At 59.4% G+C, this 13,046-nt stretch carries 9 protein-coding genes; 7 read left to right on the top strand and 2 right to left on the bottom strand.

The genetic code is table 11. The features are described 5' to 3' along the window. Positions 1-10 precede the first annotated feature (10 nt). Positions 11-1,015, top strand: coding sequence for an alpha-xenorhabdolysin family binary toxin subunit B (locus PSCI_RS14985; protein WP_144403253.1), 1,005 nt, complete (start codon positions 11-13; stop codon positions 1,013-1,015). 70 nt (positions 1,016-1,085) lie between these two features. Here PSCI_RS14985 and PSCI_RS14980 read toward each other — a convergent pair whose 3' ends face one another. Both PSCI_RS14980 and PSCI_RS14975 read right to left on the bottom strand, forming a co-directional pair. Then, the gene (locus PSCI_RS14980; RefSeq protein ID WP_045488257.1) at positions 1,086-1,703 is read right to left on the bottom strand and encodes a TPM domain-containing protein; all 618 of its coding nucleotides are present in this window, start codon (positions 1,701-1,703) and stop codon (positions 1,086-1,088) included. 23 nt (positions 1,704-1,726) lie between these two features. Then, positions 1,727-2,461 carry a TPM domain-containing protein gene (locus tag PSCI_RS14975; RefSeq protein ID WP_084709978.1) on the bottom strand — a complete coding sequence of 245 codons (735 nt, stop codon included), beginning with the start codon at positions 2,459-2,461 and terminating at the stop codon, positions 1,727-1,729. A gap of 339 nt (positions 2,462-2,800) precedes the next feature. Between PSCI_RS14975 and bglX the strand changes: the two genes are divergently transcribed. The 6 genes from bglX (at position 2,801) to PSCI_RS14945 (ending at position 12,948) form a co-directional block, all read left to right on the top strand. Further along, positions 2,801-5,104 (top strand): beta-glucosidase BglX, encoded by a 2,304-nt coding sequence (gene bglX, locus PSCI_RS14970; protein WP_045488254.1) that lies wholly within the window; start codon positions 2,801-2,803, stop codon positions 5,102-5,104. Between the two features lie 60 nt (positions 5,105-5,164). Then, the gene (locus PSCI_RS14965; protein ID WP_045488251.1) at positions 5,165-6,931 is read left to right on the top strand and encodes an ATP-binding protein; all 1,767 of its coding nucleotides are present in this window, start codon (positions 5,165-5,167) and stop codon (positions 6,929-6,931) included. Beyond that, entirely contained in the window at positions 6,928-8,250 is a 1,323-nt protein-coding gene (locus tag PSCI_RS14960; protein ID WP_045488248.1) for a sigma-54-dependent transcriptional regulator, read from the top strand. Before PSCI_RS14965 ends, PSCI_RS14960 begins: the two co-directional genes overlap by 4 nt. Before the next feature lie 129 nt (positions 8,251-8,379). Continuing rightward, positions 8,380-10,755, top strand: a complete 2,376-nt coding sequence (locus PSCI_RS14955; RefSeq protein WP_045488245.1) for a hybrid sensor histidine kinase/response regulator — start codon at positions 8,380-8,382, stop codon at positions 10,753-10,755. Positions 10,756-10,929: 174 nt separating this feature from the next. Continuing rightward, a complete protein-coding gene (locus PSCI_RS14950; RefSeq protein ID WP_045488242.1) occupies positions 10,930-12,252 on the top strand; it encodes an MFS transporter in 1,323 nt (440 codons plus the stop codon). A gap of 345 nt (positions 12,253-12,597) precedes the next feature. Further along, positions 12,598-12,948, top strand: coding sequence for a hypothetical protein (locus PSCI_RS14945; protein WP_045488240.1), 351 nt, complete (start codon positions 12,598-12,600; stop codon positions 12,946-12,948). Positions 12,949-13,046: the final 98 nt, after the last annotated feature.

Below are 13,046 nucleotides of genomic sequence, written 5' to 3'. Positions count from 1 at the left end.
GGATATGACCATGCTCGCTCCCGTTTCGCAGACTTTTAAAACACCTGACTTAAAAGCCATGACTGAGGCACAGACACTTATCTATAACCAGATCAAGTCATTATCACTTGATTTTCTACCGGTCATGAAAGACAAGCTGCCGTTCGTTAAAGCGGCCGTGAGCCAGGCGAGCTATACGTTTCGCAAAGAGCTCAACAAGGTATTGTCTACTGCACGTACTATCAACCTGAATCAAACCGATCAGCTTCGCGTGCAAATCGAGTCTGATGCCAGCCTGCATGCCGAGCAAAAACAGGAAGCGCTTCGGCAAGTGGAGGCACAACGTACCCACATCTTGTTGGCACTGGCCAACACCATGCGCCAGGCTGAAAGCGCCATGCTGCAAGGCATTGATGACCTGTCGCAAATCGATCTGAAACCGGCGAGCGAGCGGCTGCAACAGACGCTACAGAGCCGGCTCGACACCTATCAGGAAAGCATCACCGAACTCGGCAAACAGATGGCCGCCCTGATGGAAGACAAGCAAATCCTGGATGCGGCCATCACGGCATACGAGAAGAACAACCTGGCTGACGTTTTCAAGAATGTGTTGCCCAGCCCTGAAGAACTGGCGGCACTGACCAGCACACCTATTGCTGAAGTCGCCATAATCAATGCAGGCATCGCCCGCCTGGAGAAGTTACGGGACGAGATCAGCAAAGGCCTGAGCTATCTGGACCTGACGACAGAACGCGACAGACTCCGGGCACGTTACGATCAATTGCTCCGGGAATCGACCCGTATCAATCAACTGGCCCAGGAGGTCAGCCGTGATCTGCTGCAATTGAGCGCACTGTCCGACCTGGACCAGGGCAAGACAACCTGGGTAACCGAAGCACGCAAGGCGGTTGATTCACTGCATATGTTTAGCGACAGCTACTTGTCCGACACTCGCACCAGCAGCCTGATTCAGCAACAGCTGCAAGAGCTGATTGCTTATCTGAACAAGCTCATCGGCATACAACGAGAACTCTGACAGGCCGTTAAAAAGCGCAGGTGAGGCAACCAGTACAAGGCAGTCTTAACCGCCGGCCAGGCACCTGCGATCAAACCAGAACCACCACGCGCCGGGCGCTCTCGGCGTGTGCACGCGTACGCGGAACATGGTCGGCCAGCAGCTCGCCACAGGCATGGATACAGCCTAGAAACCCACTCAGGTTCTGGCCGTTGCGTATCTGCTGGGTAAAGACGTTGATCATGGCTTTCCAGGTCTGGTCGTTGAGACGACTGGAAATGCCATGATCGACGAGAATTTCGACATAACGTTCGGCTTCACATACAAACAGCAGAATTCCTGTACCGCCCGGCGCGGTATGCAGGTTCTGTTCAAGAAACTGCCGGCGGGCCAGGTTGCCTGCCCGCCAGCGGCGCACTGAGGACGGTACCAAACGGCTGGTGACCGGGGGAATACGGCACACCAGCGCAACCAGCAGAAATGTGACCAATTGGGCCAGCACCAACTGGCTGGCGTTGAACCAGTCAGTGACATAGTTGAAGACACCCGGCCCCAGCAGCGCCATGGCTCCGGCCCATACCAATGGCACGTAAGCGTAATCATCAGCCTTGGCCGCCAGCACAGTGACCAGTTCGGCATCGGTGCGCTGTTCAACGCGGGCAATCGCCTCGGCGACCTGCCGCTGTTCATCCTCACTGAGTAAAGCCATGTATCCCTCTTTCAGAGTCACACTCACCAGTTGCCGGAGGCACCACCGCCGCCAAACCCCTGATCGTCATCATGCCGGGTTGCCGCACTGCTACCTTTCAAACGCATGCGCCGGCCCAGATTGGTCATGGCGCAGGTCGACATCATCAGCACCAGCGCTGCCAGTACCAGCAATGCCGGCCATAAGGTGCTGGCAGGCTGTCCTGGATAAAGATTTTCGGAACCAGGTTCAGGCCCATCCGGCACATGCCCGCCCAATGCCGTAACGATGGCCTGCGAGCCTAGCTCGATGCCAGTGGCAAAATTGCCCTCACGGAACTGGGGAGTCACCAGCATGTTGATGATCAGCGCCGACTGGGCATCACTGAGCTGATCGCGCAGGCCACTGCCGGCCTCGATGCGGACCTTGCGGTTGTCCCGCGAGACGATCAGCAGGACACCATTGTGTTTACCCTTCTGGCCGATCGACCAGGTCTTGGCCAGGCGCACACCATACTCTTCGATGGTCGCGCCTTGCAGATCAACCAGGGTGACCACCACGATCTGTTCGCCGGTCGCCTGTTCATGCTCCTGGAACATCTGCGACAACCGTGCGGTGGTCGGCATGTCAAGCAACTGCGCAGCATCCACCACCCGACCGGTCAGCGGCGGAAACAACAAAGCGGGCTCATCGGCCCGTACCACCTGGCTGCATATGCAGCACCACAGCACCCATCCCAGCACAAACTTCAAGGCTTCACCCGCACACACGACCCGCATAGCCGGACATCGTATACCAGTGCAGGGCCGCTTGCCGCTTTGCAGCACAGCTTCGAGGTACTTGCGTCACCCTCTGGATGCATCCTGGCGGGTCTCCTCTTGTAGTTTTTACGTTTCATGAAACGACGTGCCTTAGCCAAACGGCAAGTTCCCCGGCATAATCTGGCGCCTACCACGGAGTATCAGGCAAAAACCGTTGTCTATGCGAAGCATGATGCAACAATTAGCCCAACGACTACCCTGCACTCTGTCCGGACAATAACGCCAAAGGTTCAGATTCCCCACCTGCAAGCCTGGTATTCAATGCAAGTTGTCGGCAAAAGCCTTGAGAAATCATTCATGAACAAGTTGTGCCTAATAGGTCTGGCGGTCGCTCTGACCAGTCAAACGGCGCTGGCAGCTACACCGGCCAGAGCTTCGCAGCAAACACCTTTGCAAGCCAAGAATGCTTTCATCAATGACCTGATGAAGCAAATGACCCTGGATGAAAAAATCGGTCAACTGCGGCTGATCAGCATCAGCAAAGAGATGCCGCAACCGAAGATTCTCAAGGAAATTGCCGCCGGCCGCATTGGCAGCACGTTCAACTCCATCACCCGCGCGGAAAACCGCCCGCTGCAGGAAGCGGCAGTGGCCAAGAGCCGGCTGAAAATTCCGATGTTCTTTGCCTACGACGTGGTCCACGGCCATCGCACCATTTTCCCGATCAGCCTGGGTATGGCGGCCAGCTGGGACATGGACGCCATCGCCCTGAGCGGGCGTATTTCGGCCAAGGAAGCTGCCGCCGACGGCATCGACATGACCTTTGCGCCGATGGTCGATATATCCCGCGACGCGCGCTGGGGCCGCAGCTCTGAAGGCTTTGGTGAAGATACCCACCTGGTGTCGAAAATTTCCGAGGTGATGGTCCGCTCATTCCAGAGCAAGGACCCGGCTGAAAAGACCAGCATCATGGCAGCGGTCAAGCACTTCGCTCTGTATGGTGCCGTTGAAGGCGGCCGCGACTACAACACCGTGGACATGAGCCCGACGCGCATGTACCAGGACTACCTGCCGCCGTATCGTGCCGGTCTCGATGCCGGGGCCGGTGGCGTGATGGTTGCCCTTAACTCGATCAATGGCGTGCCCTCCAGCGCCAACCTGTGGTTGATGCAAGACCTGCTGCGCAAGGACTGGGGCTTCAAGGGCGTGACCATCAGCGACCATGGCGCAATCGGCGAGCTGATCAAGCACGGTGTGGCCAAGGACGAGCGTGAAGCGGCCAAGCTGGCGATCAAGGCCGGTGTCGACCTGAGCATGAACGATGAAGCCTACGGCGAGCACTTGCCAGGCCTGGTCAAGGACGGCGAAGTCTCGATCACGGAAATCGACAACGCAGTGCGTGAAGTGCTGGGTGCCAAGTACGACATGGGACTGTTCGCTGACCCGTACCGGCGCATTGGCAACGCCGCCGACGACCCTGCCGATACCTACTCGGACGACCGCCTGCACCGCGCCGAAGCCCGCGATGTGGCGCGCAAGACCATGGTTCTGCTGAAGAACCAGAACGACACGCTGCCACTCAAAAAGCAGGGCACCATTGCCGTGATCGGCAGCCTGGCGCAAAGCAAACTCGACATGCTCGGCAGTTGGTCGGCGGCCGGTCGCCCCCACCAGTCGGTCACGATCTACGAAGGCCTGAGCAACGCTGTGGGTGACAAGGCCAAGCTGGTTTACGCACGTGGCGCCAACGTCAGTGACAAAGAGTATGTTCTCGATTACCTGAACTTCATCGAAAAAGAAATCGAAGTCGACCCGCGTCCGGCCCAGGAAATGATCGACGAAGCGGTCAAGGTCGCCGAGCAGTCCGATGTGATTGTCGCGGTAGTCGGTGAATCACGCGGCATGTCCCATGAGTCAGCCAGCCGCAGCACGCTGTACATCCCTGGCAAGCAACGCGACCTGATCAAGGCGCTCAAGGCAACCGGCAAGCCGCTGGTGCTGGTGTTGATGAACGGCCGCCCGCTGGCGCTGGGTGAAGAGCTGCAGCAGGCTGACGCGATGCTGGAGACCTGGTTCTCCGGCACCGAAGGCGGCAACGCGATTGCCGATGTGCTGTTCGGTGACTACAACCCATCCGGTAAACTGCCGATGACCTTCCCGCGTTCGGTGGGTCAATTACCGATGTATTACGCGCACCTGAACACCGGCCGTCCGTACACGCCGGGCCACCCGGGCAACTACACCTCGCAGTACTTCGAGGAGCAGACCCAGGGCCCGCTGTTCCCGTTCGGCTACGGTTTGAGCTACACCCGCTTTGAGCTGTCTGACGTCAAGTTGTCCACCGCCAGGCTCAAGCGTCAGGACAAGCTGACTGCCAGTGTGACCCTGAAAAACACCGGCAAGGTCGCCGGCGCCACCGTCGTGCAACTGTACCTGCATGACGTCGCCGCTTCGGTCAGCCAGCCGGTCAAGGCGCTCAAGGGGTTCGAGAAAGTCAGCCTGGAGCCGGGCGAAGAAAAAGTCGTGACCTTCACGTTGAGCGAAAACGACCTGAAGTTCTACGACCAGAAACTCAAGTACGCTGCCGAAGCCGGTGAATTCAAAGTGATGATCGGCCTGGATTCGGCCGACATCAAAGAGGCCAGCTTCACCCTGCTGTAAGACGTTTGACGAAACACTGGCGGCCTGGCTGCCAGTGTTCCTTGCCAAGGCAGTCCGTCCATGACCTCTACCCAGCGTACCCTGCGCCTGCTCACCTATGTTCTGATCATCGTCAGCGGCGCGGTGCTGTGCGCGGGGCTGGCAATGCACCAGGCGCAGCAGCATGTTTTGAGCGAAGAGGCCCGCCGCGCCAACCTGCAACTGTCGTTGTACGCCAATACCCTGCACACGCTGATCGAGCGCTATCGCGCCCTGCCGGCGGTACTGGCGCTGGACAGCGAGATCCGGGCAGCCGTCAGTGGTCCGCTCAGCGAGCAGGCGCAAGCCGAACTCAACCGCAAGCTGGAAAGCATCAACGGCGCCGCCCACTCATCGACACTTGAACTGATGGACCGCCATGGCGTTGCAGTGGGCGCCAGTAACTGGCGCACGCCACAGAGCTACGTCGGCAACAACTACGGCTTTCGTCCGTACTTTTCACAAGCCCGCGCCAAAGGCGTGGGCCGTTTCTATGCCGTTGGTGTGACCACCGGCATTCCGGGTTACTTCCTGTCCAACGCGGTGCTCGACGACCACGGCGAATTCATTGGCGCCATGGTGGTCAAGCTGGAGTTCCCGAGTCTGGAACGCGAATGGGCACTCAATACCACTGACCTGTTGATGGTCAGCGACACCAAAGGCATTGCGTTTCTGGCCAACCAGCCTGAATGGCGCTACCGCGAGCTGCTGCCGATTTCTGTCGAAGACCGCGCCGAATTGCTCAGCACCCGTCAGTACGACAAAAAACCCTTGTCGCCACTGCGCAGCCGCGTGTTGCAGCGCTTCGGCCCCAATAGCCACCTGAGCCGGGTCGAAGCACCATCAGGTACGGCCGATTATCTCTGGCAGTCCATGAGCCTGCCGGATGAAAACTGGACCCTGCACCTGCTGCGCAAGCCTGAAGCCGCCAATGAAGATGTGCGCAATGCCGCACTGGCCGCCGCCGGGCTGTGGCTGACGCTGGTGTTCCTGTGCCTGTTCCTCTCCCAGCGCTGGCGCATGGCACGCCTGCGTGAGCGTAGCCGCGATGAACTGGAGCAGCTGGTGCAAGAGCGTACCCGTGACCTGCGCACGGCCCAGGAAGGTCTTGTGCAATCGACCAAGCTCGCCGCACTGGGGCAGATGTCGGCGGCGTTGGCCCACGAAATCAACCAGCCGCTGACCGCCCAGCGCATGCAACTGGCAACGTTGCGCCTGCTGCTTGACCAGGGTCGTATCGAGGATGCCAATCAGGCGCTGGCGCTGCTCGATCAGCAACTGACCCGTATGGCCGCCTTGACCGGGCACTTGAAAACCTTTGCCCGCAAAAGCCCGGACGGGCTACGCGAACGCCTGGACCTGGCCCATGTGGTCGATCAGGCACTGCTGCTGCTCGACACCCGCCTGCGCGAAGAACAGATCGAATGCGTCCTGCATCTGGCTCGACCGGCCTGGGTACGCGGCGATGCCATTCGCCTCGAGCAAGTGTTGATCAACCTGCTACGCAACGCGCTCGATGCCATGCGCGAGCGGCCACGCAAGCGCCTGGAAGTAAAGATCGAAGCGGTCGGTGAGCAATGGCAACTGAGTGTGACCGACACCGGGACCGGGATCGACAGCGCGCACCTGTCCAGCCTGTTCGATCCGTTTTTCACGACCAAGCCTGTCGGTGACGGCCTGGGTCTGGGTCTGGCGGTGTCTTACGCCATTATTCACAGCCTGGGCGGGCAGCTGAGCGCGCGCAATGTCGCTGGCGGTGCCATGTTCAGTTTCAGCCTGCCCAATGACTTTCTGGAGTCGGAGCCATGAGTCTCAACTCAGTGATTGTCGTGGATGATGAAGCCGCGATTCGCCAGGCCATCGAGCCCTGGTTGACGCTTTCAGGATTTGAAGTGCGCCTGCACCCACGCGGCGAAGAATGCCTGGCCCAGTTACCGGAACACTTTCCAGGTGTGGTGCTCAGCGATGTGCGCATGCCCGGCATGGACGGCCTTGAGTTGTTGTCACGCCTGCGCGCGATAGACAAGGACTTGCCAGTGATTCTGCTCACTGGCCACGGTGATGTCCCCATGGCGGTGGAAGCCATGCGTAACGGCGCCTACGATTTTCTGGAAAAGCCCTTCAGCCCTCAGGCCTTGCTCGACACCCTGCGCCGCGCGTTGGAAAAACGCCAACTGGTCCTCGAAAATCGCCGCCTGCACGGACAGGCCGACGCCCGGGCTCAGCTTGAAGCCACGCTGCTGGGCGTTTCGCCAGGGCTGCAGACGTTGCGCCGCCAAGTGCTGGAACTGGCCGACATGCCGGTCAATGTGCTGATCCGTGGCGAAACAGGCAGCGGCAAGGAACTGGTCGCCCGCTGCCTGCACGACTTTGGCTCGCGGGCAGCTCAACCATTCGTCGCTCTGAACTGCGCTGCCATTCCGGAGCACCTGTTCGAGGCCGAACTGTTCGGCCACGAAAGCGGTGCATTTACCGGCGCCCAGGGTAAACGCATAGGCCGCCTCGAATATGCCCATGGCGGTACGCTGTTTCTCGATGAGATCGAAAGCATGCCGCTGGCGCAACAAGCCAAGTTGCTGCGGGTTCTGCAAGACCGACAACTGCAACGTCTGGGCTCGAACCAGAACATTGCCGTGGATGTGCGGATCATCGCCGCAACCAAGCCAGACTTGCTTGAAGAGGCACGGGCCGGACGTTTTCGCGAGGACCTGGCCTATCGCCTGAACGTCGCCGAGCTGCGCCTGCCGCCCTTGCGTGAACGCCGCGAAGACATCGCCCTGTTGTTCAATCATTTCGCCCAGAGCGCAGCCGAACGGCTGAGCCGCCCGGCACCGCAACTCAGCGGCCAGCAGCTTGGTAACCTGCTCAGCCACGACTGGCCAGGCAATGTCCGCGAACTGGCCAACGCCGCCGAGCGCGAAACGCTGGGGCTCAATCCACAACCAAGCGAAGCGGTAGCACAATCGCTTGCCGACCAGCAGGAGGCCTTTGAGGCCCAGTGCCTGCGTGCTGCCTTGAGCCGGCATAAAGGCGACATCAAGGCGGTGCTCAATGAACTACAACTGCCGCGGCGTACTCTGAACGAGAAGATGCAGAGGCATGGGCTGGTGCGCGATATGTTTCTTTAAGGCACCTTCAGTCGCGGCAACAGCCAATGACAAAGCATAATGCCACTATCCGTTACCTGATAATGCCTTGCTGCCAATAGCGCTGGATTCGAGACTGTGCCTGCCGTGACCACCTCCCTGAATAGCTCCATGGCGAATGCATCTGCCGGACGTTTTATCCGCGAACATGACTGGAGCGCCAGTACGCTGGGGCCAAAGGAACACTGGCCGCCTGCCTTGCCCGCCAGCCTGAACCTGATCCTCTGCTCGCCACAACCGATGCTGCTGTTCTGGGGCGCACAGCATCTGCTGCTGGCCAATGATGCTGGCTGCGCGCTGCTGGGCCTGACCGCGCAACAGGCCCTGGGTCATCCCGCCGCAGCGCTGCCCCAACTGCCGTGGGGCAACCTCGAACCGCTCATTGCCCAGAGCCTGACTGGCCAGGCCAGCCGTTGCGAATTGCTGCAGATCCACTCCCCCGTACCCGGTTGCTGGTCACTGTCCTGCTCGCCAATTGCCGATGATGATGGCCAGGTTCTCGGCGCCTTCTGTGTGGTGCATGACGTAACGGCACAACGCCAGGCCCAGACTCGCCTGCAGGAAGAGTTGGCCTTCTCGCAGAGGGTGCTGGCCAGCCTCAATGATTGCATCAAACTCATGGACCTCGATGGACGGCTGAGCTACATGAACGAAGGTGGCCAGCGGTTGATGGAGGTCAGCGACTTCAATGCCATCCGCGGTTGCCCATGGCCGGATTTCTGGGAAGGTCAGGGCCAGGCAGATGTGCATCGGGCAATCAGCACCGCGCGCAATGGCCAGAGTTCCAGCTTCAGTGGATTGGCCCGCACCATGGGCGGCAGCGAGAAGTGGTGGCACGTACAAGTCAGCCCGGTGTTTGGCAGAGACGGCAAGCCAGAAAAAATCCTCAGCGTCTCACGTGACATGACGCCCTTGTATGAAGCTGAAGAAGCGCTGCGCACCCTTAATGAATCCCTTGAGCAGCAAGTGCAAGAGCGCACCCGTGAGCACGACAGGATCTGGCGCCTGTCTACCGACCTGATGCTGGTCGCGCGCTTTGACGGCACCATCCATGCGCTCAACCCTGCCTGGAATACGGCGCTGAACTGGAGTCCAGAGCAACTGCTGGGCAGCGACTTTATGACGCTTGTGCACCCTGAGGATCAGCCCGGCACCCGTGAGGCTATGGCTCAGCTCATGAGCGGGCAGAGCATTTCCGACTTCAAGAACCGCTACCGGCGCGCCGATGGCGCTTATCGCACCATTGCCTGGACAGCCGTACCCGACCAGCAATTCATCCATGCCGTGGGCCGGGATATCCAGAATCAGGAAGAAGCAGGCGAGGCCTTGCGCATCTCCGAGGAAGCCTTGCGCCAGGCTCAGAAGCTCGAAGCCATCGGCCAGTTGACCGGTGGCGTGGCCCATGACTTCAACAATCTGCTGACCATTATCAAGTCCTGTACCGACCTGTTGAAATCGTCGCAGCTTTCGCCAGCCAAGCGGGTCAAGTATGTCCAGGCCATTTCCAGTACCGTGGATCGCGCCGCCCGGCTGACCGGCCAGTTACTGGCTTTCGCCCGCCGTCAAGCGCTGCAGCCGGAAGTCTTCGACATCAACGAATGTGTGTCGCGCATTGGCGAAATGATGGACACCCTGACCGGTTCACGCATTCAGGTGTCTATCGAGCTGCCCGCCGAACCTTGTTATATCTATGCCGATCAGAGCCAGTTCGACACAGCGCTGGTCAACATGGTGGTCAATGCCCGCGACGCCATGGCCGGCGTGGGCCAACTGACGATTCAGGTCGAACGGCTGCATGCACGGACTGACTCGCCATTACCCGACCTGGCCGAAGGCGATTACGTGACCATCACGCTGACCGACACCGGTGCCGGGATTGCTGCAGATCAACTCAGCCTGATCTTCGAGCCCTTCTACACCACCAAGGCCGCCGGCCAAGGCACCGGTCTTGGCCTGTCACAGGTGTTCGGCTTCGCCAAGCAGTCTGGCGGCGAAGTGGTGGTCGACAGCGAGCTGGGCCATGGCAGTCGCTTCACGCTTTACCTGCCCAGTGCCCGCCAGGCCCCGCAGCCTCGCCCACGCCAACCGGCCACCGTCACGGCTGGCGAAAGTGGTTTGCAGGTGCTGATGGTCGAGGACAACCCGGAGATCGGCACCTACACTTCGGCCATGCTCGAACAGTCCGGCTTCAAAGTCTTATGGGTGCCTGGCGCCCGTGAAGCCTTGCAGGAGCTGAAGAATCGCCCGGAACATTTCCATGTGGTGTTTTCCGATATCGCCATGCCCGGCATGAGCGGCCTCGAACTCTGCGCACAGATCCATCGCCAATGGCCAGACCTGCCGGTAATCCTCACCACCGGTTACAGCACCGAGTTTGTCGACGTCAGCCATGAGCAGGCTGAGCGCTTTGACTTGTTGCCAAAGCCCTACCGGGTTGAAGAGCTCAGCGCACGACTGCATAGCTGCGTGCAGCGTCACCGTCGCTGAGGCTTTTATAAGCAAGAATCCGCTTATGGCTGGCCGGTCAATAAGCGGATTCTTGCTTATCCGGACTGCCATAACGGCTCTATTCCGGGCTTTCTCTATGTGGCACAGGTTCTGCAAAAGGGTCATAAGGCTGCACGACGGCTTTCTAAAAACAATGACCGGACAAGGATCACTATGGCCCTCCCCAACTCCCTCTCAGAGTCGGCTGGCACCTCTGCCTCCGAAAAAACCACCTCCTCGCGCCTGAAGTCGATTTTCAGTGGTTCAGTAGGCAACATGGTCGAATGGTACGACTGGTATGTCTATGCGGCCTTTTCGCTGTATTTTGCCAAGGCTTTTTTCCCTGCTGGCGACACGACCGCACAGTTGCTCAACACCGCCGCGATCTTCGCCGTAGGCTTCCTGATGCGCCCGATCGGCGGTTGGCTGATGGGCCTCTACGCTGACCGCAAAGGCCGCAAGGCCGCACTGATGGCCTCGGTCATCCTGATGTGCTTCGGCTCACTGGTCATTGCCCTGACCCCAAGTTATGAAACCATCGGCATCGGTGCGCCGATCCTGTTGATCATCGCCCGTCTGCTTCAAGGCCTGTCGGTCGGGGGCGAGTACGGCACCTCGGCCACCTACCTCAGCGAGATGGCGACCAAGGAGCGTCGCGGATTCTTCTCCAGCTTCCAGTATGTGACCCTGATTTCCGGCCAGCTCATCGCCCTGGCTGTATTGATCGTTCTGCAACAGACGCTGACCGAGGAACAGCTGTACTCCTGGGGCTGGCGTATTCCGTTCATCATCGGTGCCCTGTGTGCGGTGGTAGCTCTGTACCTGCGTCGCGGCATGGAAGAAACCGAGTCGTTCACCAAGGCGAAGAAACAGGAACCCAAGGAAAGCCTGATGCGCACCCTGATGCGTCATCCCAAAGAGCTGGCGACCGTGGTCGGCCTGACCATGGGCGGCACCCTGGCGTTCTACACCTACACCACCTACATGCAGAAGTACCTGGCCAACACCGTAGGCATGAGCAAAAGCGACTCGACCATGATCTCGGCCGCGACGCTGTTCCTGTTCATGTGTCTGCAGCCGCTGGTCGGCGCGCTGTCCGACAAGATCGGCCGCCGTCCAATCCTGATCGCCTTCGGCGTACTGGGGACTCTGTGCACCGTACCCATCCTCACCACTCTGCAGACCATCCAGACCTGGTGGGGCGCGTTCTTCCTGATCATGGGCGCACTGATCATCGTCAGTGGCTATACCTCGATCAATGCCGTGGTCAAGGCTGAGCTGTTCCCTGCCGAAATCCGTGCCCTGGGTGTCGGCCTGCCTTACGCCCTGACCGTCTCGCTGTTTGGCGGCACTGCCGAATTCATCGCCCTGTGGTTCAAGAGCATCGGTATGGAAAGCGGCTACTACTGGTACGTCACGGCGTGTATTTCCTGCTCGCTGCTGGTGTACATCTTTATGAAGGACACCCGTAAGCACTCGCGGATCGAGACCGACTGATCTAGCGTCACAGTGATATCAGGGGGCAGTCCACCAGCGTGGGCTGCCCCTTTTTCGTTCAGCGAGCAGCCACTGCACGAGCCGGCGCTGAACCCGCAGGCCTTGATTTAATAGTGCTTCTTGATTTGTCAAGGTGCTTTCCCGTGAGATATCCCGAAAAATGCACGTCAAGCGTTCGATTTCTTGTACAAGGCCCGAAAACCGGGCATCGAGGCCAACTATCATTTTCAGCAATGATCGCTAACAACCCTATTAACTTCTTAATAATCCTTGGACACGTAACATGGCCTCCATACCGGGAACACAACTGAACCCGAACCGACTTCCCGAATTGGAGCTACCATCATGAAAAAGACCACTCTGTTTGCCAGCATCGCTTTCTCCGTAATGGCTACCAGCGCTTTCGCCCTGCCGGTGACTGATGCCGTTCAACAACCTCTGAGCGCTGACTACATCGCAGCCGATGGCTCGGACAACGTTGGCCCTAACCGCCAGCCGGTTCTGGACACCAATAGCAGCGCCGATCAAGGTCTGGCTGCTGACGGTGCCGACCACGTAGGCGCCAACCGCCTCACCTCCGACGGTGCCGACCACGTAGGTGCCAATCGCCTGACCTCCGACGGTGCCGACCACGTAGGCGCCAACCGCCTGGCCGCCGATGGCGCTGACCGTGTCGGTGCTAACCGCCTGATCTGATTTGCTTCATCGCTTCATCCTCCTCCCTTGATGCTCCTTGTATGCCAGTCAGCCCCCCTGACTGGCATTTTTTTGGCTTCGGGCTTTCACGAGGACTG

It is taken from the genome of Pseudomonas sp. StFLB209 (assembly GCF_000829415.1).
Taxonomy (GTDB): Bacteria; Pseudomonadota; Gammaproteobacteria; order Pseudomonadales; family Pseudomonadaceae; genus Aquipseudomonas.
The sequence above is the reverse complement of the archived record's forward strand: the minus strand, read 5'-3'. Positions and strand labels throughout refer to the sequence as shown.

Bases quoted from the DNA above. Each gene is read 5' to 3' on its own strand.
- PSCI_RS14985 (WP_144403253.1), top strand. From the start codon at position 11: ATGCTCGCTCCCGTTTCGCAGACTTTTAAAACACCTGACTTAAAAGCC.
- PSCI_RS14960 (WP_045488248.1), top strand. From the start codon at position 6,928: ATGAGTCTCAACTCAGTGATTGTCGTGGATGATGAAGCCGCGATTCGC.
- PSCI_RS14975 (WP_084709978.1), bottom strand. From the start codon at position 2,461: ATGCGGGTCGTGTGTGCGGGTGAAGCCTTGAAGTTTGTGCTGGGATGG.
- PSCI_RS14965 (WP_045488251.1), top strand. From the start codon at position 5,165: ATGACCTCTACCCAGCGTACCCTGCGCCTGCTCACCTATGTTCTGATC.
- PSCI_RS14980 (WP_045488257.1), bottom strand. From the start codon at position 1,703: ATGGCTTTACTCAGTGAGGATGAACAGCGGCAGGTCGCCGAGGCGATT.
- PSCI_RS14950 (WP_045488242.1), top strand. From the start codon at position 10,930: ATGGCCCTCCCCAACTCCCTCTCAGAGTCGGCTGGCACCTCTGCCTCC.
- PSCI_RS14955 (WP_045488245.1), top strand. From the start codon at position 8,380: ATGGCGAATGCATCTGCCGGACGTTTTATCCGCGAACATGACTGGAGC.
- bglX (WP_045488254.1), top strand. From the start codon at position 2,801: ATGAACAAGTTGTGCCTAATAGGTCTGGCGGTCGCTCTGACCAGTCAA.
- PSCI_RS14945 (WP_045488240.1), top strand. From the start codon at position 12,598: ATGAAAAAGACCACTCTGTTTGCCAGCATCGCTTTCTCCGTAATGGCT.